This is a genomic window from Streptomyces sp. HSS9-12 (genome assembly GCF_054963655.1).
In genome coordinates, this window is record NZ_JBUEGC010000047.1 from 18,811 (window position 1) to 45,427 (window position 26,617).

Consider the following 26,617-nt stretch of genomic DNA (forward strand, 5'->3'; position numbering starts at 1 on the left):
CCTGCGGCCGGGCTTCCGCCCCAGGCCCCGGAAATTGGGCGGAGCCCTGAACCGGGATCGGTCAGGCCGAGGCCGTCGTCAAGGTGTTCAGTTCCGCCTCCGTGAGGCGGAGGTCGGCCAGGGCCAGCAGCGCCGGGAGTTGTTCGACGGTCCGCGCGCTGGCGATGGGCGCCGCCACCGTCGGCTGCGCCGCCAGCCAGGCCAGGGCCACCGTCGCGGCCTCCACCCCGTGCGCCCGCGCGATCTCGTCGAGGGCCGCGAGCACCCGCCGCCCGCGCTGTCAGCCATATGTGACATCAACACCCCGGTGACACCGGCTGTTCCAGCATCACCGGGGGCCGAAGGGCCATGACCGTCAGGGGTTCAGACCGTGCTGACGCAGCCAGGGCATCGGGTCTATCGGGGAGCCGCCACCCGGCCGTACCTCGAGGTGGAGGTGCGGGCCGGTGACATTGCCGGTGGCGCCGACGCGGCCGATGACCTCGCCCGTCGACACCTGGCCGGACGACTGCACGATCGACGACAGATGGCAGTACCAGATCTCGGTGCCGTCGCTGAGCTTGAGCACGATCCGGTAGCCGTACGAGCCGGCCCATCCGGCCTCGGTGATGGTGCCGCCGTGCACCGCCTTCACCGGGGTGCCGGTCGGCGCCGCGAAGTCCTGTCCGGTGTGGTCGGCGGACCACAGGTCGCCCGCCTGGCCGAAGCCGGCCGTGAGCGTGTACGAGGACGTCGGCAGGGTGTAGCTGGCGGCCAGCTTGGCCAGCCGCTCGGCCTCGGCCTTGCGCCGGGCCTCCTCCGCCGCCTTCCGCCGTGCCTCTGCCTCGGCCGCCTTCCGCGCGGCGTCTGCCTCCTCCTTGCGCTGCGCGGCCTGCGCTGCGGCCTGCTTGGCCGCCGCCTCCTCGGCGGCTTCGCGCTGAGCCTCATCGGCGGCGGTCTCCTGCTGCTCGGCCTGGCGCATGATGCGGGCCCGCAGCGCCTCGCCGGCGCCGGTGCCGTCCGCCGCTTCGTCGGTGGTGAGGCCGGCCTGGGTGAGCGGGGCGGCCGCGGTGTTGTCCGAGGAGTCCGGCATCAGCTGTCCGATGCCGGGCAACTGGCCCGCGTCCGGGAACTCGTCCGCGACGTGCGAGAGGTCCGGCATGGAGATGGGAAGCGGAGGCCGTTCCTTGGCCGAGGCCATGCCGCCCGCGCCGACCGCGGCGATCATGCCGACACCGAGGACGGCGCCGCTGCGGGCCATGCCTCCCCCGCGCTGCTTGGCGACGCGGTGCCTGCCGCGCACCGGGGCAAGGCTTTCGGCGGTCGGGTTCCACTCGCCGGGGGCCGGGTCGTCGCTGAAGCCGTAGTCAGCGGGTTCGTCGAACCAGGGCTCGGGGGCAGGGGGCTTGGACGCCACGCGGGCGCACTCCTTTCCTTCCTTCTCGCCTACCGGGTTAGCTGACGGGTTCGGAGCAGGAAGGTCTCCTACGGGCCCCTCCGCGGGAGGCGCCCGATTCACCCCTGGGTGGTGGTTCCCCGGTTCCCTTGGTGCTGGTGTTACTGCTGTTTCTGGATCTTGTCTTGGGTGGTGCTCGTGCGGGATTCGGCGATTGCGCACGGCGCCGCCTCTTGTGGCGGCTGTGACGACCGCGCTGCGTTATCGAACGTTAATAGACCCGGGTGCCGAATTCCAAGCTGTTCCCGTAATCCCTACGCGTTCCGGCCAGGACTTAAATGGACAAGAGTGGCGCTTTCCGGGCGACTTGATCGTCCAGTGGAAAACCAGTCACCGCTGATTGTTGGTCAGTCGTTATCCGGAGCGGCGCCAGTCGATCACGCACCGTGAGACGAGCCGACGGGCCGGTCCCCCGACGAACCGCGCGTCAGCCCCACCGTCCGGCGGCGCACCGGCTGCCGCTCCCCCGGCCGGCTGACCGCCAGCAACGCCATGTCGTCCGCGGCCGCCCCGCCCGTATGCCGCGCCACGTCCTCGACGATCGCGTCGAGCAGGGCGTCGGGGCCGGGAAACTGCCGGCCCCGCAGCCTCTCCTGCACGTCGTAGAACTCGCCGTCCTCGTCCCGGGCCTCGGACACCCCGTCCGTGTACAGCAGCAGCGTGGCGCCGTCCGGAAAGGGGAACTCCTCCACCCGGTCCTTCTCCTCGCCCAACTCCCCCATCCCCAGCGGCAGCGCGGGCATTCCCGGCCCGGTGTCGCGCACAGTGCCGTCCGGGAGCAGCAGCAGTGGCGCGGGGTGGCCGCGGTTGAGCAGCCACAGTGTGGGCGCGCCGACCGGCACCTCGGCGAGCACGGCCGTGGTAAAGCCCTCGAACCGGTCGTGCCCGTCCCGCCGCGCAGCCTCCCGCTGCAGCGCGTGTTCCAGCCGTACGGCGACGGCCTCCAGGGTCGGCTCGTGCTCGGCGGCCTCCCGGAAGGCGCCAAGGGCGATCGTCACCATCTCCACCGCCCCCAGCCCCTTGCCCCGCACATCGCCCACAACCAGCCGCACGCCGTACGGGGTGTCGTGCACCGCGTAGAGATCGCCGCCGATCCGGGCGTCCGCATGAGCCGCCACATAGCGCGCCGCGATCCGCAGGCCGCCGATGCGCTCGTCGGGCATCGGCAGTACGGCCCGCTGCGCCGCCTCTGCGATCCCGCGCGCCGAGGCGAGCTGCCGGCCGCTACGGCGCACCACGCGGTTGATGAACAGCGCGAGCACGACCACCGTCAGGATGGTGGCCACCTCGGTGACCGACTCCATCGTGCCGGCGCTGTGCTCGCTCAGACGCAGACCCAGCACGACGGCCGCGGCGGCGAGCCCGGTGGCGACGATGGCGCGCACCGAGAAGAACGGGGCGCCGACCAGAGGGGCCGCGGAGAAGAACGGCGAGCCGGTGAAGCCGGGCGGGGTACAGAGGTCGAAGACGAAGCCGCCGAGGATGAGGGCGGCGGGGAGCCAGCGTACGAGGCGGCCGCTGAGACTGCCACGAAGACACCGACCCGCCCCGCCCATGCGGCGACCTGCACGCCTCCGTGCTGCTTCTCGCATCCCCACCTGTGGTCTCCTGCCGTTTACCTGCCGTACGCGCCGTGCGCGGCAGCGGAAGGAACCGCGCCGTCCCAGGCTGGCGGCTGTCGGCGCGGGCGGCGAATCTACGTGCGCCAAGTGGGTGTCGGTCCGGTACGAGGGTGCGGCTGCGGATTTCTTGGGGAGGCGTCCGGGGGCTCCGTCATGCGGCGAAAAGCGCGGAAATTGGGCTTTCGGGTAGCGTCGTAGACATGAAGAGTGCGAGGCGTCACCGCCTACTCGGACCTCTGCTCGCCGTCTTGGCCGCGGTCCTGGTCCTGGTTGTCGGGATGGCACCCAGCGCGTCGGCGGCCGACGGTCTCGACCGCGCCGCGGCGGCGCTGCGGCACGGCCCGGTGTACGTCGACCCGCGGGCCGCGGACCGGCTCCCCGCGGCCGACGCCGACGCCCTGGCCAACAAGATCAAGAAGGCGGACAAGCCGGTCTTCGTCGCCGTCCTCCCCGCGTCCGCCGAGTTCAACCCGCAGACGCTGCTGCGCGATCTGCGCACCGAGGTCGGGATCGCCGGTGTGTACGCGGTCGCGCTGGGCAACCGCTTCGACGCGGGCGCCGACTCCGCCGTGATGTCCCACAACGCGGTCTCCAACCTCACCGGGGCCGTCGAGCGGTCGGCGGGCGGCAATACCAAGGTGCTGCTGAACGACTTCGTCGACCAGGCCGTACAGCAGGCACGCGGCCATGCGCCCGCCTCCTGGAGCGACGGCTCCGCGGACGGCGGTGGCGCCGGCGGCACCAGCGGTGTCGGCGCGGTCGTCGCCCTCCTGGTGCTCGCCGCCGTCGCCTGTGGCGGGGTCATGCTCGTCGCCCGCCGCGGAAACAAGCGGCGCGAGGAGTACGAGCAGGCCAGGTTGCAGACGCTGCGCCCGGTGGTGGACGAGGACATCACCGCCTTCGGTGAGGAGTTGGACCGCATCGGATTCGATCCATCCGCTCCGTCCACCGATGAGGCGATGCGCCAGGACTACACCCGCGCCCTGGACGCCTACGACAAGGCCAAGGCCGCGATGGACGCCGCCCGCCGGCCGGCGGACGTACAGGCTGTCACCCAGGCCCTGGCGGACGGACGCTTCTGGCTCGCCGCTCTGGAGGCGCGCCGCTCCGGCGCCCCGCTGCCGGAGCGGCGCCTGCCGTGCTTCTTCGACCCGCGCCACGGGCCGTCTGTCCAGGACGTGCAGTGGGCGCCGGCCGGGGGCGCGGAGCGCACCGTGCCGGTGTGCGCGGCGGACGCCGCGCGGCTGGCCGACGGCGAGGAGCCGATGGGCCGTACGGTCGAGACGCCGTCCGGGCGGCGGCCGTACTGGGAGGCCGGGCCGGTGTACGCGCCCTGGGCAGGCGGCTACTTCGGCGGCGGTGTGCTGCCGGGCCTGCTGGTGGGCACGCTGCTGGGCAGCATGCTCAGCACGCCTTCCTACGGTTACGGGTACGACGACGCCGGAGGCTTCGGCGACTTCGGCGGCGGCCCTGAGGGCGGCGACTACACCGGGTCGGACTTCAGCCCGGGTGACTTCGGGGGCGGCGACTTCGGAGGGGGCGACTTCGGAGGCGGCGGCTTCTGAGCCCTGGCGGCTTCCCGGAGTTCTGACGCCAGGAAGCCGCCAGGCAACCGGTCGCCGACCGGAGTGCCCGGCGCGGCGGGTCCCGCACCACCCGTCGAGTAGCGGGCGCGCCGGATTCGTACGTGGCGTCGGTCGCCGTCTCCCCCTGGAACGACGCCTTCTCCTGCATATGCACCACTGCCTGCGACGACAGGCGCAGCGACGCGCCGGATCACGGCCTTGTCTCAGCGGTCGGGACCGTGCAGGTGCACCCTTGAGATATGGAGCACATCGCGAGCACACCTGACCGGGACGACTACCTGGTCGTGGTGGCCTCGTTCGGCACCGACAGCCGGTACCGCCTCGTGCGCCTGCGGGGCATCGGCTGGGAGCCGCTTTCCCGGGATGAGTTCGAACCCCGCGTCCGCGAGGTCTTCCCGGACATCGACCTGGATGATCCGGAACAGGTCCACTGGGTCGACCGCCCCGAGGAGTGGCCGGCAGCGGGCTGAGGAGCCCTCCGCTCGATCTGCGCCCGACTCGGCGTCGGCGGCTGTCGAGCAGGCCGGTGACCAGTGCGGTGTCCATCGCACGAACCCGAGCAGGCCGGTGACCAGTGCGGTGTCCATCGCACGAACCCGAGCAGGCCGGTGACCAGTGCGGTGTCCATCGCACGAACCCGAGCAGGCCGGTGACCTGCCCCGTCGTCGGCAACCGGGGCCCTCTCCGCCGTGTCACGTGGGTGCCACTCTCCGCGGTCGCCCCACCCGTACCCCAGCAGGTCGCCGGCTGGCAGCACGACCGCCCGGCGCGGCGCCCGGCATCGACCTCTACCCTGGACCTCAGTCGTCCAGGTCGATGACGAAATCCACGACCGTCGTGTCACCGCGACGCACAATCGGGTGCGCGACCTCGACGACCCGGCCGGTGTCCGCGATGTGCCGCCGGATGTAGCGCAGCACCGGCACCCCAGCCCGAGGCGGTGAGTCGCAGCTTGGTCTGCGTGGGCATGGCGGCGGTGAACGACTCGGTGATCCGAGTCACGCGGATGCCGAGGCTGGCCATCTGAGCGCGGGTTCCGCCCGGCCACAGCTCGTGGATCGGGTCGGTCACCGGGGTGCCCGCCACGTCGGACCAGCGGACGTAGCTGGTGCTCATCTGCGTCGGGCTGTCGTTGTCGTAGAACACGAAGTGCCGCGCGAGGAGCGTTCGCCGGGTTCGCCCCACTCAAACAGCGCGCGGCCAGCTGCTCGTCGGCCTCCACCTTCTCAAACCGCTTGTCCAGCCGGTATTCCGACCAGCCAATCCCCTGATCCCGAGTAAACGGCGTGGACTTGGCACCGGGCTTGGTCCGATACCGGTCCGCAGGCATGTGGTGCACGCGAGGGCTCGGGCGCACCCGGGTTCCCGCGCGGGCGCGTGTCTCGATCAGTCCCTCACGGGCCGGTGAGCGCCCAAGTGCCCGAGAGCCCAGGGCGGCCCGCATGACCATCCGCGTCTATACGGCGGCAAGAGACGGCAACCGTGACGGCCGAACACGGCGAAGTACGCGTCATGGTGGGCGAAAAGACCCACGTCGAGTCGTCCACCATGGCCTTTCCGCCCTGCCTTTGCCCCCGCTGCCGGGAACAGAACACCGCCATCGGCCGGTGAGGCAACAGCCTCCCGGCCGGGGTTGGAAGCCCCGGCCGGGAGGCAACTCACCGCTGCGCGTCGCTGAAGCCCTCCAGCAGCTGTCCCAGGTCCGTCTCGCCCTCGCCGTCGGGCAGCGGCACCTCCGCCCAGATGACCTTGCCGTTGCCCGTGTACCTCGTCCCCCACCGTTCGGCGAACTGGGCTACGAGGAACAGCCCGCGGCCGCCCTCGTCCGTCGTGGCCGCCCGGCGCAGATGGGGCGAGGTGCTGCTGCCGTCCGCCACCTCGCAGACCAGGCTGCGATTGCGCAGAAGCCGTACCCGGATGGGCTCGGATCCGTAGCGGATCGCGTTGGTGACCAGCTCGCTGAGGACCAGCTCGGTGGTGAAGCCGACCTCCTCCAGCCCCCACTCGTCCAGCTGACGGGCGACCTGAGCGCGGACCCGGGATACCGCCGCCGGGTCGGCGGGCACCTCCCAGTCGGCGACCTCCCCGGGGTCCAGTACGTGGGTGCGGGCCACGAGCAGGGCGATGTCGTCGTTCGGGTTCGGGGACACCATGCTGTCGAAGACGGCCTGGCAGGTCTCCTCCGGATCCCGGTCGGGGTGCCCGGCCAGGACGCGGCGCAGGAGGTCGACACCGGCGTCGACGTCCCGGTCGGCGTCCTCGACAAGCCCGTCGGTGTACAGGACCAGCCGGCTTCCCTCGGGCAGCTTCAGCTCGGTCGTCTCGAACGGCTCTCCGCCGAGGCCAAGGGGCGGGGAGAGCGGCACGTCGGGGAATTCCACGGAACCGTCGGGGTGGACGACGGCAGGTCCGACATGGCCGGCCCGGGCCATGCAGCAGCGCCCCGAGGCTGGGTCGTAGATGGCGTACAGGCAGGTGGCTCCGGTGATCCCCACGGCTTCGTCCTCGGCCGCCTGCTCGTAGTCGGTGCGCGCGACCAGATCGTCGAGGTGCCCGATGAGTTCGTCGGGTGGCAGGTCGAGGGTGGAGAAGTTGTGGACTGCGGTCCGCAGCCGTCCCATCGTGGCGGCGGCGTGCAGGCCGTGGCCGACGACGTCGCCCACGACCAGGGCGACCCGGGCACCCGGCAGCGCGATGACATCGAACCAGTCGCCACCCACCCCGGCCTGGGCGGGCCGATAGCGGTACGCCACGTCGACCGCGTCCTGCTCGGGCAGCCCCCGTGGCAGCAGGCTCTGCTGCAACGTCACCGCCAGGGCGTGCTCACGCGTGTAGCGGCGGGCGTTGTCGATGGCCACCGCGGCGCGTGCGACCAGCTCCTCGGCGAGGGCCACGTCCTCCTGCTCGAACGGCTCGGGCTTCTCCGAGCGCCAGAAGGTGGCCATGCCGAGGGTGACGCCCCGCGCCCGCAGCGGGACGGTGATCATCGAGTGGAGGCCGTAGCCCGCCATCGCCCTGGCGTGTTCCGGATCCATCTCCTGCCACCCGGCGAAGGCCCGCAGATCCGCCTCCAGCACGGCCTTCCCGGTGGCGAAGCCGACCGCCGGCGGCGCGACCGGGGGGTAGGTGATCTGGCGGCCGATCTGCCAGAGGGGGTGGTCATCCCGGATGCCGGCGATGGCCGTTCGACGCATGGTCATACCCACGGGCTCGTCACCGCGGAACACCTGTTCCACGAGATCGACGGTGGCGAAGTCGGCGAAGCGCGGAACCGCGAACTGGGTCAGCTCCTCGGCGGTCCGCACCACATCGAGGGTGGTGCCGATCTTGGCGCCCGCGTCGTACAGCAGCCTCAGGCGCTTCTCCGCCAGCTCCGCCTTGCCCGACAGCGCCCGCAGTTCGGTGGTGTCCCGGAGCGTCGCGACGCTGCCCGCAGGCCCGCCGTCCCAGTGCGTGGACCGCTGGTTCACGGCCAGCAGCCGCTCCCCGGCCAGGTGCACCTCGTCCGTGGCGACGCGCCCGGAGGACAGCAGCTCGGCGGTACGCGGGTCCAGGCCCAGCTCTGTGACGTCGCGTCCTTCCGCGTCCGGGGGCAGGTCCAGCAGCCGGCTCGCCTCGTCGTTGGCGAGTACGAGGCGACCCTCGCCGTCGACGATCAGCACCCCTTCGCGGACCGAGTGCAGAACCGCGTCGTGGTGCTCGTACATACGGGTCATCTCGGCGGGGCCCAGACCGTGCGTCTGGCGCTCGAGCCGCCTGCTCACCAGCGCCGTTCCGGCCGTGGCCAGTGCGAGCGCGACGGCGGCGGCGCCGAAGACGAGCGGCAGCTGACGGTCGACCAGGCCGCTCACATGCTCGACCCGGAATCCTGAGGAGACCAGGCCGATGACCGAGCCCTTGGCATCGGTGACCGGGACGATGGCCTGAATGACGGGACCGGTCGCCCCCTCGACGGTCTCCGTGACGACACGCCCGGAGGCCGCCGGCTTGATCGTCCCGACGAAGGGTTTTCCGATCCGGTCCCGTTCGGGATAGGTGTAGAGGATTCCGCCCCTGGTCATCACTACCAGGAAGTCGACGCCCGACCTGTCCCGGACCCCTTGGGTGGCCGGCTGCAGCAGCGCGGTCGGGTTGTCGGAACTCAGCGCCTCCGGCACTCCCGGGGCGTGCGCGAAGCTCTGTGCGACGGCGATCGACCGGTTACGGGCTTCCCGCTGGCTGTCGCTCTGCGACTGCAGTACGAGCGAGACCACCGCGGCGACGATGAGCAGTACCACGACCGCCACCTGCAGGATGAACACCTGGCCGGCGAGGCTGCGCGCGCTCAGCTCCGAGCGCAGAGTTGTGCGGTCCGACGGGGCCCTGGATCGGCCGCGAAGTCCGACCATATTCCCATTACTAGCACTGCCCGCCTGGCAGGAGCGACCTCACCGCCCGCTGCCCCGCGCCTACCGGGCGTACGAGCTGCCAGGTCCACCGCGAGGCCGGCCGGCGCGGTCGGCCGGCCGCCATCGGCGGGCGGCTTCCGTACGCGCCGGCCTCACCCTGACAGTGCTGTGCTGCGGACGTAGAGCGGGAGTGGGGCGGCGCGAGCCGACGGAGCGGGCGAGTCCGCACGTCAGAAGCGGGTACGGTGGCGCATCCCGACAGGACCGCCGCGGCAGGCGCACGGCCAGAATTCGACGGTGCCCGGACCGTCGGGCCCGCCCGGACCGCAAGGCGAGCGCGGCGAGCAAGGGCCCGCGGCGAGCCCGGCGAGCAGGGACCGCCCGGATCTTGAATGCGTGACGACCAGCCAACGAGACGGCGGGCGCCCAGGGCTGACGGTCCGTATCTACCGGGTCGGACCCCGCCACCCTGGCCCGCACCCAGCCGCAGACACGCACCCTGCCGGCCTCCGATGTGCCACCCCGCCCGGAGGCTGCGGCCCGATCGGACCCAACCGGCAGCCCGGCCCCGGCCCGCAGAACCCCGGCCGGTAGACGGCGCCGACCGCTACGGTGGGGCCACCCACCGGGAGGTAGCCATGGACTCGTGGACAGACCCGCGGTACGAGGACGTCGTCGCCGCCATCCGGGCCTGCCAGGAAGCCGAGCAGGAGAACGGGCGGGAGCGCCCACTGCGCGGCTTCATCATCCCCACCGACGAGGACTGAGCGCCCCACACAGATCGATTGCGGCCGGGCATCGGCCGAGCTGACGATCTTCAGACCCTCGAAAAACGAGTCAGGCCCAGGTCAGACATCGCCTGACCTGGGCCTCGTCGGTAGGCCGTGTGGGACTCGAACCCACAACCAATGGATTAAAAGTCCACTGCTCTGCCAATTGAGCTAACGGCCCGCACCCCGCAGCATAGCCCGCTCACCCGCCGGTCCCCGAAGGTATTCCCCTTGGCGGGGCCGATCGCCCACCGGAGCGGCCAGGTGCCACCCCCATATACGGATCCGCTGGTGGGCCAGGTGCCGTCGCCGAAGCCGTCCCCATGCGGATCCTCGGCCCCACGATCTTCGTGTAGCCGGTCCATCCTGAACGGATCTTCTTCTCCGCCGCCGGTTCCCGGTCGTTCAATGCGTGACGAGACAGATGCTTCGGCTCAAGTATTCCGAGCGACCAGGTCCGTACATCCGTCGTCGTCGGTCACAGATCACCATGACGGCGCAGGGAGCGGGTCAACAAGGCGCGAGCCCGGACGATGTGTCACATCGTCCGGGCTCGCGCCGGATCAGCTGCTGCGGTCAGCCGTTGCGCTTCCAGCGGGGCTTGTCGGCGCGGCGGTCGAAGGAGCGGCCGCCCGTGGTGCTGCCGCGGTGGTCGTCGCGGCGGCCCGGCCGGTCGTCGCGGCGGTCACGGTTGAACGGGCGGTCGCCGCCACGGTGGTTGTGGTCGCGGCGCTCGAACGAGCGGCCGCCGCCGAACCCACCGCGCTCGTTCTCGCGGCGGTCGCGGTTGAACGGGCGCTCGTCACGGCGGTCACGGCGCTCGTACCCGCCCCGGTCGTCACGACGGTCACGGCCGTAGCCAGCGCGGTCGTCCCGGCGGTCGTACGGACGGGCACCGCGGTCACGGCGCTCGTAACCACCCCGGTCGTCACGACGGTCACGGCCGAAGCCACCGCGGTCATCGCGGCGGTCACGCTGGAACGGCCGGTCGTCGCGACGGTCACGGCGCTCGTAACCGCCGCGGTCGCCCCGGTCGTTGTCCCGACGCTCGCTCTCCTTGCGGTCCCGGCGCTCGAAACCGTCCCGCTCACCCCGGCGGTCGTCACGGCGCTCGTACGACGCCCGGCGCGGCGCCTCAGCGACCGGCTCAGCCACGGTGACCGCCTCCGTCGGCGCGTCGACAGCCGCAGGCTGCGCCGGGATGGTCACGGCCGCCGCGGCCTCCTCGGCCACCGCCTCGGCCAGCACAGCCGCCGGGTCCTCGCCGCGCTCACGCGCCACGATCGCCAGCAGCCGGTCCGCCTCCTCGCGCAGCTCGGCGGCCCGCCGCTGGGCCTTCTCCAGCTCACGCGTCAGATCCCGCACCTCGCGCTCGGCCTGCTTGGCCGCATTGCCGGCCGACTCGGCCTGGACCTCGGTGAGCGAGCGCGCACCGGTGATCCGGGCCACGTCCTCGTCGAAGGCGCCACCCCCACCGACGATGTGGCGCGAAGCGTCGACGCCCGCGTCCTCCATCAGCCGGAAGATCTGCCGGCGCTGGTGCGGCAGCGCCAGCGAGACGACCGTGCCGCTGCGGCCCGCGCGCGCCGTACGGCCGGAACGGTGCAGGTAGTCCTTGTGGTCACCGGCCGGGTCCACGTTCAGCACCAGATCGATGCCGTCGACGTGAATGCCGCGCGCGGCGACGTCGGTTGCGACGAGGACGTTGACGTACCCGTCCTTGAAGTCGGCGAGCGTGCGGGTACGAGCGCCCTGCGTCATGCCGCCGTGCAGCGCGTCCGCGCGTACCCCCGCCTCGCGCAGCTGCTGCGCCACGCGGTCCGCACCCAGCTGGGTGCGGACGAAGATGATGGTGCGGCCCTTGCGGGCGGCGATCGCGGCCGTGACCGGCGCCTTGTCCTTCGGCTTCACCACGAGCACGTGGTGGGTCATCGTCGAGACCGCGCCCGCCGACGGGTCGACCTCGTGTGTGACCGGGTTCACCAGGTAACGCTTGACCAGCGTGTCGATCTCGTCCTCGAGGGTCGCCGAGAACAGCAGCCGCTGGCCACCGGCCGGGACCAGGTTAAGGATCTCGGTGACCTCGGGCAGGAAGCCCATGTCGGCCATCTGGTCGGCCTCGTCCAGGACGGCGACCTGCACCTTGTCCAGCGCGGCGGCGCCGCGGTCGATCAGGTCACGCAGCCGGCCCGGGGTGGCGACCAGGATGTCGACGCCGCGCTCGAGGGCGTAGATCTGATTGCCCATCGAGGTGCCGCCGCAGACGACCTTGAGCTTGAGGCCGAGCACGTCACCGTACGGCTGGAGCGCGTCGGAGACCTGCATCGCCAGCTCGCGGGTCGGGGTGAGGATCAGGCCGCGCGGGCGCTTCTTCTCGGTGTAGCCGCCGGCCAGCGTGGTCAGCAGCGGCAGACCGAAGGAGAGGGTCTTGCCGGAGCCGGTACGGCCGCGGCCGAGGATGTCCTTGCCGGCCAGGGCGTCCGGGATGGTCGCGGCCTGGATCGGGAACGGCGTGGTGACGCCGTTCTGGGACAGCTTGCGCACCACCTGCTCGGGCAGGCCCAGGTCGGCGAAGGTGATCTGCGGAGCCTCGGGGGCCGCGTCGGCCAGATCCTCGCCGATCTCGGGCATGACGGCGTGGTCAGTGGCAGAAAAAGACATGCGAAATGCGAACCTTCCGGAGTTCTCGGCACGTGCCCAAACTCCGTGATTCGCATACGACCGCCTCTATGCGGTCAGCCACGGCAAGGGAAGGAACGCGCCACGCGGCGCGCTCAGGTCCAGGCGCCGGGCAAATGGGATCAAACGATCTGCCACCATACGCACCCCGACCCCCGACTGGCAAATCCGTCTCACGGCCCCCTCGCCCCCGGGCTACGACACCGGCCCGGCCTGCGCTGTCACCTGCGGCTGCTGCTGCGCCGCCGTGTCGGAGGAGCTGGGCGAGGTGGGCGGCGCGGTCGTGCTGGGATTGTCCGGCGAGGGCTCCGGCTGGGGTGACGACGGGCTGGGCTGCGGCTGCGGCGTATTGCCGGACGGAGCGGCAGTCGGCCGGGAACCCGACGGCCGGGGCGCCGCGGGGGACGGCTGCTGACCGTGCCGCGACGGGGACGCCGACGGGCGCGCGCTCGTACTCGCCGTGTCCTGCTCCCCGTCCGTTCTCCCCTTCTTCTTCTCTTCCCGGTCCTTGGCGTCGTGCGGACCCGGGTTCGTACCGACGCCGCCCGGACCGCCATTCGTCACCCCCAGCCCGCCGTCCGGCTGCGCCGCGCCGTCCCGGTGGGTGACCGACCGCGACGGCTTCGGGTCTTCCGGTTCGCTCACGCTCATGCAGCCGCTCGCCACGGCGAACACCAGCAAGGCAGTGGCGGTACGGCCGACAGAACGTGCGGCAGAACGTGCGGCGGGACGGGCGCGATGCGGGCGCACGGCGGCACCTCCGGGACAGGGGCAGGGACAGACCGCTGTGCTCAACTCCGCCCGGCCCGCGCAGGACACGCGCCCCGCACGATCCGCCGCCGCCGGCCGCAGGGCAGCGGCGTCGCCACTCAGCCCAGCAGGCCCTCCGCGAGCTTCTGCCCCAGGAAGACCGCGCCGAGCCCCACCAGCAGCGAACCCACCACATTCGCGGCAGCCGGCGACCCTGGCCGCGCTCGACCAGCCACAGCGTCTCGTAGGAGAACGTCGAGTACGTGGTCAGCGCCCCGCACAGCCCCGTCCCCGGCAGCAGCCGGAGTTCGGGCGGCGCCGAGCCGGCCAGGTCAGCGACACGGCGTACCGGGCGCTCGCCCCCGATCACTCCGCCGGCCGCGACGGCGCCGAGGACACGCCAGATCCCCTGACCCGCGGTCTCGGCCCCGCTGCGAGCCGATGTGCGGATCGACATCCGGATCGATCGCCTCCGCTGCCTCACACGAAGCGGCGGTCGCGCGGGCTCTGTCACCCGTACCCCAGGGCGTGCAGACGGTTGTCGTCGATGCCGAAGTGGTGGGCGATCTCATGCACGACCGTGACCTCGGTCTCCTCGACGACCTCCTCCCGGGAGCCGCACATCCGCAGCGTCGGGCCGCGGTAGATCGTGATCCGGTCCGGCAGCACCCCGGCGTACCACTCCCCGCGGTCGGTCAGCGGCGTCCCCTCGTAGATCCCGAGCAGCTCCGGATCGTCCTTCGGCGGCTCGTCCTCGACGAACACCGCGACGTTGTCCATCAGCCGCGTCAGCTCAGACGGGATCCGGTCCAGGGCCTCGGCGACCAGTTCCTCGAACTCCTCGCGCGTCATCTCCAGCACGGGACTCATTCTCCGCCACGGATCCGCTCCGCGGGGCCGCCTGGGGTGACGGCGCCACGGAAACCGCATAGGAAGCGCGGGGCCGGGGCATACGGCCCCAATGGATCGCGAACCCTCCCGGTCGCCCCATTCCGCACGCTCACTGGGCGCGACCCTGCTGCGCCGTTGGCGCACCCTGGTCACCTCTCTCCGGCCGAAGCCGAGCGGCCCCGAGCTGGCCCTCGCCGCCGAGCCCGCGCCCCATCCCCTCAAACGCGCCGCCGGACTGATCTGCGTCGTGCTTCTCGGCTCCTGGCTCGGGCTGCTGGTCTTCGGGAGCGTTCACGCGCCCGTGGGCCCCGTCGATACCCGGATGACCCTGCGCCCGTCCCTCACCGGCGGCACCAAGGTGAACGTGTCCCCCCTCGGCTCCCTCGAACTGCGCAGCCATATCGCGCCCGTACGGCTGGACGTCGATCTCGACGAGCTCAACCCCGAGCGCTCGCAGGCCCTGGTCCACCACCCCGAGCGGATCGCCGGCCTCCAGGACGAGATCACCCGTGACGTCGGCGCGGGGGCGTCGAACCTGGCCGTACGCTCGTGCATCGCCGTCGCCGCCGGGGCCACCGCTCTGGGGCTCGCCGTCTACCGGCGGCCACGGCGCGCACTCGCCGCGGGCGGTCTGGCCCTGGCCCTGCTCGCCGCGTCCGGCGCGAGTGCGTACGCCACCTGGAACCCCAAGTCCGTACTGGAGCCCAAGTTCTCCGGGCTGCTCTCCAGCGCCCCCAGCGTGGTCGGCAACGCCCGCAGCATCGTCAGCGATTTCAACGTCTACCAGGGGGAGTTGGCGCGGTTGGTCACCAACGTCACCAAGCTGTACGACGCCACCTCGAACCTGCCCGTCTACCAGCCGGACCCGACGACGATGCGCGTCCTGCACGTCTCCGACATCCACCTCAACCCGGCGGCCTGGCACATCATCCAGTCGCTCGTCGACCAGTACGACATCGACGTGATCATCGACACGGGCGACACGATGGACCACGGCACCGAAGCCGAGAACGGCTTCCTCGACCCCATTTCGGACCTCGGCGCCCCGTACGTGTGGGTGCGCGGCAACCACGACTCCGACGCCACCCAGAAGTCGATGAAGAAGCGCAAGGGCATCCACGTCGTCGACGCCGGGAAGTCGGTGCGGGTGGCGGGGCTGCGGATCGCGGGCATCGGCGACCCGCAGTTCACCCCGGACCGCTCGGTCGTCGCCGCCGGGGACCCGGCCGAGCGGCGCGTGGGCCGCGAGCTGGCCGCGTCGATCCGGGCCCAGCGGGCAGCGGGCAAGCCGGTGGACATCGCCATCGCCCACAACCCGGTGGCCGCGGCGGAGACCGACGGCACCGTCCCGCTGGCCCTGGCCGGGCATCTGCACCACCGGACGACGAGTGTCCTGACGCATGGCACCCGGCTGATGGTCGAGGGCTCCACGGGCGGCAGCGGGCTGCGGGCGGTGGAGAAGCAAAAGCCGACGGATGTACAGGCGTCCGTGCTCTACCTGGACCGGAACACCCGGCTGCTCCAGGCGTGGGACGAGATCATCCTGGGCGGGCTGGGCCTGTCAAGGGCCGAGGTCAGCCGCCATCTGCCGGACGAGAACCGGCCGGGAGGGAGCCCGTCACCGACGGTTCCGTAAACCGTTTTGGCGAACACTCCCCCCATCCCATATGCTTCTCACGTCCCCGACGGCGCCGACAAGCGCCCAGGTGGGCCATCAGCCCTCATCGTCTAGTGGCCCAGGACGCCGCCCTTTCAAGGCGGTAGCACGGGTTCGAATCCCGTTGGGGGCACGCAACACCCTGTGCGAGACTGGTTTCGCACGAGCTTGGTCCTGTGGAGCAGTTTGGAGTGCTCGCCACCCTGTCAAGGTGGAGGCCGCGGGTTCAAATCCCGTCAGGACCGCTGCGGCTGGGTAGCTCAGTTGGTACGAGCGTCCGCCTGAAAAGCGGAAGGTCGCCGGTTCGACCCCGGCCCCAGCCACCGTCCCGCCCCCGTCGTCGACGGGGGCGGATTTTTTGTATCTGCTACGGCGGCCCGTAGGCCCGTACGCCAACGGGGTCAGAGAAGCCGCTCTCCGAAGTCGAGATCCTTGGAGTCCCAGCCGCTCCCCTGACATGACGACTTGGGAACGGTCGCTCAGCCGAAGGCCGGCTCCGCCGCGCTGAAGGTGAGGCTTCAGCCCTGCGGTGGCGCAGTCCGGATTGGGGTTCGCCTCGATCGGCGCGACGGTGAGGGTGTCAGCTGCCAGGGGGCCGGACACGACCTCGCCGTCAATGCCGGCCGTGCCCGCCTTCGGCGTAAATGCCGGCCGTGCCCGCCTTCGGCGTAGAGGACTCCGCCCGGGCGCCTCGCCCGCGAAACGGCAACCCGTACGCGAACGGGCGCCGCGCGGCATGCGGTCAGCCCCCGCGCGGGGGAGTCCACACGAGCGGTCGCACTGGATCCGCACTCCCCCGTCGGCGCGGTGCGGTTCCGCGGCAGCCTGCTGCAGGGGCGCAGGTGCGGCGCGGCCACCATCACCATGCGCGCAGCCCCAGCGGGCACCGTTCGGGTTCACTCGGACCCCTCGTCCCGTGGCGAGCTCGTCCCGTGGCGAGCGGGAAAGCCCCCCATCGGGCTGGCATACGGTCGCTTACGCAAAGGTGTCAGCATCTGACACTAGAGGGAGCCAAGCTTCCACTTGTGGAAATCCCGGCCTCGGCAAGGCCGGAACCTGGGCATTCACCTACGGGGCCGTCCGCATTCATGCACCTTTTCCCCTCCCCTGTGTGACCTTGCATGAGCGTTGTGTAATGTACGTGGCCGGATTCCCTCTTGAGTCCGCCGGGGAGCGACAAAAAGACTGCTTACGCAACAAAGCCGGACACGCACCCTGCATGGGGCTGCGCGGCACAGCCGTCACGATCGCAATTGTGAGGAGACCGCCGTATGCCTGATGCCTGTACTCGAGGCACCGCATACCCGATCACGCTGTCCGACGGCACCACCACCCGAACCCGGGAGGTGACCCCCTCCGACCTGGGACCGATCCAGGCGCTGCACCTCCGTTGCTCGCTGGACAGCCGAGCCATGCGCTATCACGCGGGTAAGACCGTGCTGTCTCCCGCCGAATGGCGGCAGCTCTCGGACCCGAAGCGCGGCACCACGTTGGTCACAACCCCTGGCCAGCGCATGGACCACATCATCGCTATGACGAACGTCATGCGGACCGATCAGCAAGGGGTGGGGGAACTCGCCATCCTCATCGAGGACGCATGGCAGTTCAGGGGACTGGGCACCGCGCTGGCCGCGCACGCGGCCGCCGTGGCCCGCCAAGCAGGGCACCACACGCTGACCGCTGTGGTAGCGGCGGGCAATGCGCCGATGCTCCATGTTCTGGAGAGCCTGGACGCGGCGCCGGCCCGGGCGATGGGGCCCGTCCTGGACATCAGCATCCCGCTGTAGCGAGGGCTCCGGGGCCGCTGAGGACCACGTGTCCCGCGTACGGCTCCGGACCTGCACCCCCGGGCGCTCCGCGCCGCGGTGCCTCCCCGCCCACCCGCCCTCACAAAGGGCCGGGTGGGCGGGGGAGGAAACGCGCCGCAGGCGCTGGGAGCACACCCTTGCCGTCCAGTAACCCCACCTGGCCGCGATACCCATCGCGGCCCCGGCAGAAGGAGTCCCGCGTGAGACGCACCCCCCACCGACGCGCCGTAACGACCGGCGCGCTGGTAGCCGTGACGGCGATGCTCGCCGTCGGTGTCCTGGGCACGGGCCGCAGGCGCGAGATGCGGGGCGCGCGCCGCCGGCGCGGTGCGTCGGCCCGCGGGCGCGGAGCGGCCGACTCGGCGAGAGAAATGGTTCGGCACTTCATTCGGCGAGGTGAGATCCTTGACCAGGTATGCCTACTTCCTTGCCCACCGCGCCCGCCACCCTCGCCGCGCTCCAGGAGCGGCTGCCCGAGCTGATGCTGCGCGACGAGCGCCGGCTCGGGCGGCGTCTCGACGGCGCGTGCAAGATCCGTAAGCCCGAGGCCCGGCAGGCGGTCCTGGCGGAGATCGCCGCCGAGGTCGAGCAGGCCGAACTGCGCATCGCGAACCGCCGCGCCGCCGTGCCCGAGGTCACGTACCCCGAGCAGCTGCCGGTCAGCCAGCGGAAGGAAACGATCCTGGAGACGATCCGCGACCACCAGGTCGTGATCGTCGCGGGCGAGACCGGCTCCGGCAAGACCACCCAGATCCCCAAGATCTGCCTCGAGCTGGGCCGCGGGGTCCGCGGCCTGATCGGCCACACCCAGCCGCGCCGCATCGCGGCCCGTACGGTCGCGGAGCGCGTGGCGCAGGAGCTGCGGACGCCGCTCGGCGAGACGGTCGGCTGGAAGGTCCGCTTCACCGACCAGGTGGGCGACGACACCCTCGTCAAGCTGATGACCGACGGCATTCTGCTCGCGGAGATCCAGACGGACCGCGAGCTGCGCCAGTACGACACGATCATCATCGACGAGGCCCACGAGCGCAGCCTCAACATCGACTTCATCCTCGGCTATCTCGCGCAGCTGCTGCCTCGCCGCCCCGACCTCAAGATCGTGATCACCTCCGCCACCATCGACCCGGAGCGCTTCTCCCGCCACTTCGGCGACGCGCCGATCGTCGAGGTGTCGGGGCGTACGTATCCGGTCGAGGTCCGCTACCGCCCGCTCCTCGAAGAGGGGGGCGAGGACGCGGACCGCGACCAGATCACCGCCATCTGTGACGCCGTCGACGAGCTCCAGGCCGAGGGCCCGGGCGACATCCTGGTCTTCCTCTCCGGCGAGCGGGAGATCCGCGACACCGCCGACGCCCTGCTCAAGAAGAGGCTCCCCTTCACCGAGGTGCTGCCGCTGTACGCGCGGCTGTCGCACGCCGAGCAGCACCGCGTCTTCCAGCGGCACACGGGCCGGCGCATCGTCCTCGCCACGAACGTGGCGGAGACCTCGCTGACCGTCCCGGGCATCCGCTACGTCATCGACCCGGGCACCGCCCGTATCTCCCGCTACAGCCACCGCACCAAGGTGCAGCGGCTGCCCATCGAGCGGATCTCGCAGGCCAGCGCCAACCAGCGCAAGGGCCGCTGCGGCCGTACCGCCGACGGCATCTGCATCCGGCTGTACTCCGAGGAGGACTTCCTCTCCCGGCCGGAGTTCACCGACGCCGAGATCCTGCGGACGAACCTGGCCTCCGTCATCCTCCAGATGACCGCGGCCGGGCTCGGCGACATCGAGAAGTTCCCGTTCATCGATCCGCCGGACCACCGGAACATCAAGGACGGCATCCAGCTCCTGGAGGAACTGGGCGCGCTCGACAAGCTGAAGTCCCCCCGGCCGGGACAGAAGGGGCGGCGGCTCACCCCGGTCGGCCGCAAGCTCTCGCAGCTGCCCGTGGACCCGCGGCTGGCCCGTATGGTCCTGGAGGCCGACCGCAACGGCTGCGTCCGCGAGGTCATGGTGATCGCGGCCGCCCTGTCCATCCAGGACCCGCGCGAGCGCCCGACCGACAAGCAGCAGCAGGCGGACCAGCAGCACGCGCGCTTCAAGGACGAGAACTCCGACTTCCTGGCCTTCCTCAATCTGTGGAAGTACATCCGCGAGCGGCAGAAGGAGCTGTCCTCCTCCGCGTTCCGGCGGATGTGCCGCAATGAGTTCCTGAACTACCTGCGGATACGCGAGTGGCAGGACATCTACAGCCAGCTGCGTACGGTCGCCAAGACCATGGGCATCCACCTCAACGACACGGATGCCACCCCGGAGCAGATCCACACCGCGCTGCTGGCCGGCCTGCTGTCGCACATCGGCCTGAAGGACACCGACAAGAACGAGTATCTGGGCGCCCGCAGCGCCAAGTTCGCGGTCTTCCCCGGCTCGGCGCTGTTCAAGAAGCCGCCCCGTTGGGTGATGTCCGCGGAACTGGTGGAGACCTCCCGGCTGTGGGCGCGGGTCAACGCGAAGATAGAGCCGGAGTGGGTCGAGCCGCTCGCCCAGCACCTGGTCAAGCGCACCTACAGCGAGCCGCACTGGGAGCAGAAGCAGGCGGCGGTGATGGCGTACGAGCGGGTGACGCTGTACGGCGTGCCGATCGTCGCCCAGCGCAAGGTCAACTACGGGCGGATCGACCCGGAAACCAGCCGCGAGCTGTTCATCCGCAACGCGCTCGTCGAGGGCGACTGGCGCACTCACCACCAGTTCTTCCACGACAACCGCAAACTGCTCGGCGAGGTCGAGGAGTTGGAGCACCGTGCGCGGCGCCGCGACATCCTCGTGGACGACGAGACCCTCTTCGACTTCTACGACCAGCGCATCCCCGAGCACGTCGTCTCCGGTGCCCACTTCGACTCCTGGTGGAAGAGCAAGCGCAGGGAGGAGCCGGAGCTACTCAACTTCGAGAAGTCGATGCTCATCAACGAGCAGGCGGAGGGCGTCACCAAGGACGACTACCCGGACTCCTGGCGCCAGGGGAAGCTGAAGTTCCGGGTGACCTACCAGTTCGAGCCGGGCGCGGACGCCGACGGTGTGACCGTCCACATCCCGCTGCAGGTGCTCAACCAGGTCACCCCCGACGGCTTCGAATGGCAGATCCCGGGCCTGCGGGAGGAACTGGTCACCGAGCTGATCCGGTCCCTGCCCAAGCCGGTCCGCCGTAACTACGTCCCGGCGCCGAACTACGCCAAGCGCTTCCTCGACACGGTGGTTCCGGTCCAGGAGCCGCTGACGGTCGCGCTCACCCGCGAACTCCAGCGGATGGTGGGCGTGAGGATCGACGTCGAGGACTGGGACTGGTCGAAGGTCCCCGACCACCTGAAGATCACCTTCCGGGTGGTGGACGAGCGACGGCGCAAGCTGGCCGAGGACAAGGACCTGGAAGCGCTCAAGCTCCGGCTCAAGCCCAAGACGCGGGCGGCGATCTCCAAGGCCGCGGACACCAGCGGCATCGAGCAGCGCACGGGCCTGACGCAGTGGACGATCGGCGCACTGCCCCGCACCTTCGAGACCCGGCGGGGCGGCCAGCCCGTCAAGGCGTACCCGGCACTGGTCGACGAGGGCGCCTCCGTCGCCGTACGGCTCTTTGACACCGAGCCGGAGCAGGCCGAGGCGATGTGGCGCGGCACCCGTCGGCTGATCCTGCTGGGCATCCCGTCCAATCCCGCCAAGTTCGCCCAGGACAAGCTGAGCAACCAGGCCAAGCTCGCGCTGTCGCGCAGCCCGCACGGCAGCGTGCAGGCCCTGTTCGAGGACTGCGTGACGGCGGCCGCCGACAAGCTGATCGCGACGCACGGCGGCCCGGCGTGGGACGAGGAGTCCTTCCGGAAGCTGTACGACGCTGTACGCGCCGACCTGGTCGACGCGACGATGGACACGGTGCGGAAGGTCCAGGAGGTGCTGGCGGCCTGGCAGTCCTGTGAGCGCCGGCTGAAGGCCACCACATCGCTGTCCCTCGTACCGTCGCTGACCGACATCAAGGAGCAGCTGGCGGGCCTCATCAAGCCGGGTTTCGTGACCGAGCACGGCGTGCGCCGGCTTCCGGACCTGCTGCGCTACCTGGTCGCCGCCGACCGGCGGCTCCAGCAGCTTCCGAACAACGCCGAGCGGGACCGCGCCCGGATGGCGAAGGTGAAGGAGATGCAGGACGAGTACGCCTGGCTGCTGGAGCGGCTTCCGCAGGGACGGCCGGTCCCGGCGGAGGTGCGGGAGATCCGCTGGATGATCGAGGAGCTGCGGGTCAGCTACTTCGCGCATGCCCTGGGGACGGCGTATCCGGTGTCGGACAAGCGGATCATAAAAGCGATCGACGCGGCGGCGCCGTGACGCCACCATCGCCAAGAGTGAGTTCGACCGAAGCGTCTGACCTGCTGTAGAGTCTCATCTCGCGGCACCGAGCGGCACGAAAGTGCGAGGAGTCGTGACAGCTTGGTCCTGTGGAGCAGTTTGGAGTGCTCGCCACCCTGTCAAGGTGGAGGCCGCGGGTTCAAATCCCGTCAGGACCGCACCGAAGCGAGGCCCGCATCCCACGAGGATGCGGGCCTCGCTGCTGCGCAACAGCCCAACCAGGCGCCAGAGGCGGCGCCCTGGGGGCACTCCCCCAGCTACCGCTGGGGGCACCCCCACTCGGCCGAAGGCTGGGGGAGGAGCCGCAATTGGATGCAGCAGATCCCGTCAGAGCCGCACCGCGAAGCCCGGATCCCCCAGGATCCGGGCTTTCTGGCGTCTTGACTGCTTCCCCGTGCGGCGGGTACCCAGGCATCAGGGGACAGGGGGCTGCTGGGGAGGTCCGCGCATGACGACATCCGCGAGGCATGAGACGAGAGCGCTGCTGAGAGCCCATCTGTCGGCCGCCGCCAGCTACCGCCATCTCACCCGGCACTGCCCCATCTGCCGGCGCCTGCTCCGCCTTGCCATGGAACCGGCAGGGGACCGGGAACCGGACCGGGACCTGGCCGGGAGCAGCACCGCCCGGGCCACGCCGAGCGGCGACGAGGAGACGGACGAACCTTCCGCCGACACGTGATCCACGACTCCTCAACTGCCCAATATCGCAGGGTTACCGTCCGGTACAACCTGTGGGGCCTGTGACGGGAGTCACGCAACGAGTTTGCCGAACGGCGCATCTTACACACCTCTTACAGAGCCTCAATTTAATATGTGCAATTGCACGACCACTGAAGAGGGTTGCAGGAGGCGTTCGAAGGGCCGCCGCGCCACCACCGATCAGCGATCCGCGGCCCCGCGACGCCGCCCAACCACGGCTCACGAAGGCAACCTTGAGGTCTCGGACACAAAAAGATCGCGCTGGACCCGGCGGAGTCCAGCGCGATCGACGACGCACCCCCGTGCGTGAGGGATATGGAGCCTGTTGGGGCAGGCGCCCGTCGTATGGAGCCAGTCGGGCTGCTAGCCGGGGTGGGGGCCCGGAATTGCCCGGTTATGCGGTTGTTCAGGCCTCGCTGCGCTGCTGCGGGATACCCGCGAGCAGCGCGCGGACCTCGGCCTCGCGGTAACGGCGGTGCCCACCAAGCGTGCGGATGGACGTGAGCTTGCCTGCCTTGGCCCAGCGCGTGACCGTCTTCGGGTCCACGCGGAACATCGTGGCAACCTCAGCCGGGGTCAGCAGCGGCTCGGCATCAGGGGTGCGAGCGGTCATGAGCGGCCTCCTCGGGAGAACCGAACCATCACGGTTCTTTCCTCTAAATTCTGCACCTTGACCCACGTTGCCCGAAATGGCGCACGCAGGCCGAGTCGGTTATAGGACGAACGGCTTGTCCTCGGCACTACAACTACACCATCTGTCCAGCCGCGTCGGCCAAACCGATGGAATTGCCCTCTCAGGTGTTCAACCTCGACGGAAGCCGATGGACCATGCCATAACGGACAGTCACTCGGCAGTGACGATCAGTCACAACGTGATCAGCGGGTACGAGACACCCAAGAAGTGCAATACCGATCTTTCCGCCCATAGTTGAACGGAAGGAGCCCGTCCCGGACTCCTTGTCCTATTTTGACACGAGGGCAGGGGATGAGGGCAAGGCCCGGCTTAGTGCTGTAGGTCACGCTTGCCTCAATGGCCCGGATCAGGACCAATGTCCTGGGTCCTTGGGCCCCGAGGCCTCGAGGTCCCGGCTCAACTCGCGAACTGCCGCTCCCGGACCACGCGCCAGCGGTCCGTGAGCCGTTCGTACGCCTCACCCGCCCGCGCCCCGTCACCCTCCCGCAGCGCCGCCAGCCCCTCCGCCACATCCGCAGCAGAATGATCGTCGGCGAGCTGCCCTTCGGGAAGAGCATGCACCAAGCCGCCGTAGTCCAACTCCACCAGGGACCGCGGATGGAACTCCTCGAGCCACCTGCCGACCTTCTCCAGGCCCTCGATCAGCGGTCCCTCATCGAGGGCCTCCCGCAGCACCTTCAGGCCCCGCGCCACCCGCCGTCGCGCCTGCACCATCGGAGTGCGGTAGCGCAGCACGGGCTCCTCGGCGTCCTTCACATACTCCCGCTCCTCGTCGGAGAAGAGCACGAACCACCGCACCGGCACATGCCAGGTGGCCGACCGGATCCACGGCCTGGCGTCGGGATTGCGCTCCCGCCACCGCTCGTAGTCCGCCACCGCCTGCCCGCGCACCACCGGCGGCAGCACCGCGTCCAGCACCGGCTCCGGAAGCTCCTTGGCGAGCTGCTCCAGGGCCAGCCAGCCGCGCAATCGGGTGCGCCAGGGGCAGACGCAGGTCACGCCGTCCACGACCGCGATGAAGGCGTCGCTGCTCTCGTGTACGGGCACCGGGACGGGCGGCACCGGCAGCAGGTCCGCCAGCGCCCGGCGCAGCTCGTCCTGAGCCGTGGGCAGCTCCTCGCGCTCCGCATAGCGATACCAGTGGGAGCGCTCGGGCTCAGGGAACGCGGCCAGCGGTTCATAGACCCGCAGATATGCCGTGTACGGGACCATCACCGATGACGCCGGACCCACGCGCCTGCTCCTCCGTCGTTGCCGGGAGTTACCGCTCTGCCGGTCCGATCGTCCCACGTCCGACCACTGACGGAGGCTGATCCGGGGCACCCGGCCACTGCCGGAATCGCGGTCCGCATACGCCCACTCGGGCGTGACTCGGGCGCACCCCGGTGCTCCCGGGTGCCCGCAGGATCTACCCTGAGGCCGTCCGGCCCTCCCCCCACCCGCCGGAGGGCGTTCCTCCACGTCTTCGGGAGTCACCACAGTGACCGACGTAGCTCCTGCGCCAGCCGACCACCTCGGCGTGCTCACCACTCTCTTCCGGTCCGATCAGGGCGGCCACGAGCAGGTCGTTCTCTGCCAGGACCGCGAGAGCGGCCTGAAGGCCGTTATCGCCATCCACTCGACCGCGCTCGGCCCCGCCCTCGGCGGCACTCGCTTCCACGCCTACGCTTCCGACGAGGAGGCCGTCCTGGACGCGCTCAACCTCGCCCGCGGCATGTCGTACAAGAACGCGCTCGCCGGGCTCGACCACGGCGGCGGCAAGGCCGTGATCATCGGCGACCCGGACCGGCTCAAGAGCGAGGAGCTGCTGCTCGCCTACGGGCACTTCGTCGCATCTCTCGGCGGCCGCTACGTCACCGCCTGCGACGTCGGCACCTACGTCGCGGACATGGACGTCATCGCCCGCACCTGCCGGTGGACCACCGGCCGCTCGCCTGAGAACGGCGGCGCCGGCGACTCCTCCGTCCTGACCGCCTTCGGCGTCTTCCAGGGCATGCGGGCCAGCGCGCAGCACCTGTGGGGCGAGCCGACGCTGCGCGGCCGCACTGTCGGCATCGCGGGCGTCGGCAAGGTCGGCCACCACCTCGTGGAGCACCTGCTGGAGGACGGCGCCGAGGTCGTGATCACGGACGTCCGCGCCGAGTCGGTGGACCGGGTCCGGGCCAAGCACCCGAACGTCAAGGCCGTCGCCGACACGGACTCGCTGATCCGTACGCCCGGCCTGGACGTCTACGCCCCGTGCGCCCTGGGCGGCGCGCTGAACGACGACACGGTCCCCACCCTCACCGCGAAGGTCGTCTGCGGCGCGGCCAACAACCAGCTCGCCCACCCGGGCGTCGAGAAGGACCTCGCCGACCGCGGCATCCTCTACGCCCCGGACTACGTCGTGAACGCCGGTGGCGTGATCCAGGTGGCGGACGAGCTGCACGGCTTCGACTTCGAGCGGGCCAAGGCCAAGGCCAGGAAGATCTACGACACGACGCTGGCCATTTTCGAGCGGGCCAAGGCCGACGGCATTCCGCCGGCGGCCGCCGCGGACCGCCTCGCCGAGCAGCGCATGGCGGAGGCCCGCGCGGTGTGACGCCACACCGGTGGTGCCGCTTCGCGAGGGAGGTGCGGCCGGCCGAAACGGCCGAAAATCTGCCCCTGCGCGCGGAGCGGCCCCGCCGTGAAACGGCTCATGGGGGAGCCCAACGAGAGAAGACTCACGACCCTTCGGCGGGTCGATCCGCAACAGAAGGTAAAATCACAGCTGACCAGCGAGGACGAGGCTCCTTGCGGGTCCTGCGGCGTGGCGCGTCCTGCGGGCGACGTACCGTATGGGCGCGGAAGCAGGTACCGTTGAACCACTACCGGACCGGTCTCTCCTTCGAGAGTCCGCTCCTACTCATGAACGCGTGTCAAGACTCTGGGGCCGTCGAGCCCCGTCGTTGAGGGGGTCGAGCCATGGGGCGCGGCCGGGCCAAGGCCAAGCAGACGAAGGTCGCCCGCCAGCTGAAGTACAACAGCGGTGGGACCGACCTCACACGCCTGGCTGAGGAGCTGGGCGCATCGACGTCGAATCAGCCGCCGAACGGCGAGCGCTTCGAGGACGATGAGCTGGACGACGACCCGTACGCACGGTACGCGGAGCTGTACAACGACGAGGACGAGGACGAGGACGAGCCGTCCGACCACTCTTCGCACCGTCGGCGGGCCTGACCACGGGCAGCTGCCCGCGGCTCCTCTCGTACGTCCATGACCCGGTCCGGGCCCTGTCCCGGACC

17 protein-coding genes, 5 tRNA genes, 2 pseudogenes and 1 riboswitch are annotated in these 26,617 nt (G+C 70.6%); of the genes and pseudogenes, 13 read left to right on the forward strand and 11 right to left on the reverse strand.

Annotated elements, in window-relative coordinates; all coding sequences use genetic code 11:
• Window positions 1-61: 61 nt before the first annotated feature.
• From ACY34J_RS22575 to ACY34J_RS22585, 3 genes and pseudogenes are all read right to left on the reverse strand, one after another.
• Window positions 62-280, reverse strand: a pseudogene (locus ACY34J_RS22575) (aldo/keto reductase); the annotation flags it as partial.
• 75 nt (window positions 281-355) lie between these two features.
• Complete coding sequence (locus ACY34J_RS22580) at window positions 356-1,396, reverse strand: M23 family metallopeptidase (RefSeq protein WP_462728437.1); 1,041 nt, start codon at window positions 1,394-1,396, stop codon at window positions 356-358.
• Window positions 1,397-1,408: 12 nt separating this feature from the next.
• Window positions 1,409-1,546: riboswitch (cyclic di-AMP (ydaO/yuaA leader) on the reverse strand.
• Between the two features lie 266 nt (window positions 1,547-1,812).
• Window positions 1,813-2,991, reverse strand: coding sequence for a PP2C family protein-serine/threonine phosphatase (locus ACY34J_RS22585; RefSeq protein WP_462728438.1), 1,179 nt, complete (start codon window positions 2,989-2,991; stop codon window positions 1,813-1,815).
• Window positions 2,992-3,257: 266 nt separating this feature from the next.
• On the opposite strand from ACY34J_RS22585, the gene ACY34J_RS22590 reads away from it, so the two are divergent.
• Window positions 3,258-4,622 carry a hypothetical protein gene (locus ACY34J_RS22590; protein ID WP_462728439.1) on the forward strand — a complete coding sequence of 455 codons (1,365 nt, stop codon included), beginning with the start codon at window positions 3,258-3,260 and terminating at the stop codon, window positions 4,620-4,622.
• A gap of 260 nt (window positions 4,623-4,882) precedes the next feature.
• Window positions 4,883-5,113, forward strand: coding sequence for a hypothetical protein (locus tag ACY34J_RS22595; RefSeq protein WP_462728440.1), 231 nt, complete (start codon window positions 4,883-4,885; stop codon window positions 5,111-5,113).
• Between the two features lie 1,188 nt (window positions 5,114-6,301).
• On the opposite strand, the gene ACY34J_RS22600 is transcribed toward ACY34J_RS22595, so the two are convergent.
• Window positions 6,302-9,031 (reverse strand): SpoIIE family protein phosphatase, encoded by a 2,730-nt coding sequence (locus ACY34J_RS22600; protein ID WP_462728441.1) that lies wholly within the window; start codon window positions 9,029-9,031, stop codon window positions 6,302-6,304.
• A 638-nt stretch (window positions 9,032-9,669) separates the two neighbouring features.
• Here ACY34J_RS22600 and ACY34J_RS22605 point away from each other — a divergent pair.
• Complete coding sequence (locus ACY34J_RS22605) at window positions 9,670-9,798, forward strand: hypothetical protein (protein ID WP_462728442.1); 129 nt, start codon at window positions 9,670-9,672, stop codon at window positions 9,796-9,798.
• 111 nt (window positions 9,799-9,909) lie between these two features.
• Here the strand turns inward: ACY34J_RS22605 and ACY34J_RS22610 are convergent.
• From ACY34J_RS22610 to ACY34J_RS22630, 5 genes and pseudogenes are all read right to left on the reverse strand, one after another.
• Window positions 9,910-9,982 (reverse strand) — tRNA-Lys (locus ACY34J_RS22610).
• A 395-nt stretch (window positions 9,983-10,377) separates the two neighbouring features.
• Window positions 10,378-12,462: a DEAD/DEAH box helicase gene (locus tag ACY34J_RS22615; protein ID WP_462728443.1), complete on the reverse strand. Its 2,085-nt coding sequence runs from the start codon at window positions 12,460-12,462 to the stop codon at window positions 10,378-10,380.
• Between the two features lie 213 nt (window positions 12,463-12,675).
• Window positions 12,676-13,125: a hypothetical protein gene (locus ACY34J_RS22620; RefSeq protein WP_462728444.1), complete on the reverse strand. Its 450-nt coding sequence runs from the start codon at window positions 13,123-13,125 to the stop codon at window positions 12,676-12,678.
• Window positions 13,126-13,349: 224 nt separating this feature from the next.
• A pseudogene (locus tag ACY34J_RS22625) lies at window positions 13,350-13,627 on the reverse strand (fluoride efflux transporter FluC); the annotation flags it as partial.
• Between the two features lie 113 nt (window positions 13,628-13,740).
• A complete protein-coding gene (locus tag ACY34J_RS22630; RefSeq protein WP_462728445.1) occupies window positions 13,741-14,091 on the reverse strand; it encodes a metallopeptidase family protein in 351 nt (116 codons plus the stop codon).
• A gap of 100 nt (window positions 14,092-14,191) precedes the next feature.
• Here ACY34J_RS22630 and ACY34J_RS22635 point away from each other — a divergent pair, with 100 nt between their 5' ends.
• The 8 genes from ACY34J_RS22635 (at window position 14,192) to ACY34J_RS22670 (ending at window position 22,637) form a co-directional block, all read left to right on the forward strand.
• The gene (locus ACY34J_RS22635; RefSeq protein ID WP_462728446.1) at window positions 14,192-15,757 is read left to right on the forward strand and encodes a metallophosphoesterase family protein; all 1,566 of its coding nucleotides are present in this window, start codon (window positions 14,192-14,194) and stop codon (window positions 15,755-15,757) included.
• An 81-nt stretch (window positions 15,758-15,838) separates the two neighbouring features.
• Window positions 15,839-15,911 (forward strand) — tRNA-Glu (locus ACY34J_RS22640).
• A gap of 37 nt (window positions 15,912-15,948) precedes the next feature.
• A tRNA-Asp gene (locus tag ACY34J_RS22645) sits at window positions 15,949-16,023 on the forward strand.
• Window positions 16,024-16,027: 4 nt separating this feature from the next.
• Window positions 16,028-16,101: transfer RNA gene (locus tag ACY34J_RS22650), tRNA-Phe, on the forward strand.
• Window positions 16,102-17,049: 948 nt separating this feature from the next.
• On the forward strand, window positions 17,050-17,565 hold the full coding sequence (locus ACY34J_RS22655) for an N-acetyltransferase family protein (protein WP_462728447.1): 516 nt from the start codon (window positions 17,050-17,052) through the stop codon (window positions 17,563-17,565).
• Between the two features lie 436 nt (window positions 17,566-18,001).
• Entirely contained in the window at window positions 18,002-21,937 is a 3,936-nt protein-coding gene (hrpA, locus tag ACY34J_RS22660; protein WP_462728448.1) for an ATP-dependent RNA helicase HrpA, read from the forward strand.
• A gap of 104 nt (window positions 21,938-22,041) precedes the next feature.
• Window positions 22,042-22,116 (forward strand) — tRNA-Asp (locus ACY34J_RS22665).
• Between the two features lie 290 nt (window positions 22,117-22,406).
• Window positions 22,407-22,637 (forward strand): DUF6274 family protein, encoded by a 231-nt coding sequence (locus tag ACY34J_RS22670; RefSeq protein ID WP_462728449.1) that lies wholly within the window; start codon window positions 22,407-22,409, stop codon window positions 22,635-22,637.
• 426 nt (window positions 22,638-23,063) lie between these two features.
• Here ACY34J_RS22670 and bldC read toward each other — a convergent pair whose 3' ends face one another.
• Together bldC and ACY34J_RS22680 are read right to left on the reverse strand one after the other, a co-directional pair.
• Complete coding sequence (gene bldC, locus ACY34J_RS22675; protein WP_003949541.1) at window positions 23,064-23,270, reverse strand: developmental transcriptional regulator BldC; 207 nt, start codon at window positions 23,268-23,270, stop codon at window positions 23,064-23,066.
• Window positions 23,271-23,747: 477 nt separating this feature from the next.
• Window positions 23,748-24,584 (reverse strand): hypothetical protein, encoded by an 837-nt coding sequence (locus ACY34J_RS22680; protein WP_462728450.1) that lies wholly within the window; start codon window positions 24,582-24,584, stop codon window positions 23,748-23,750.
• Window positions 24,585-24,831: 247 nt separating this feature from the next.
• Here ACY34J_RS22680 and ACY34J_RS22685 point away from each other — a divergent pair, with 247 nt between their 5' ends.
• Both ACY34J_RS22685 and ACY34J_RS22690 read left to right on the forward strand, forming a co-directional pair.
• The gene (locus ACY34J_RS22685; protein WP_462728451.1) at window positions 24,832-25,932 is read left to right on the forward strand and encodes a Leu/Phe/Val dehydrogenase; all 1,101 of its coding nucleotides are present in this window, start codon (window positions 24,832-24,834) and stop codon (window positions 25,930-25,932) included.
• A gap of 365 nt (window positions 25,933-26,297) precedes the next feature.
• Window positions 26,298-26,552, forward strand: a complete 255-nt coding sequence (locus tag ACY34J_RS22690) for a DUF3073 domain-containing protein (protein WP_462728452.1) — start codon at window positions 26,298-26,300, stop codon at window positions 26,550-26,552.
• Window positions 26,553-26,617: the final 65 nt, after the last annotated feature.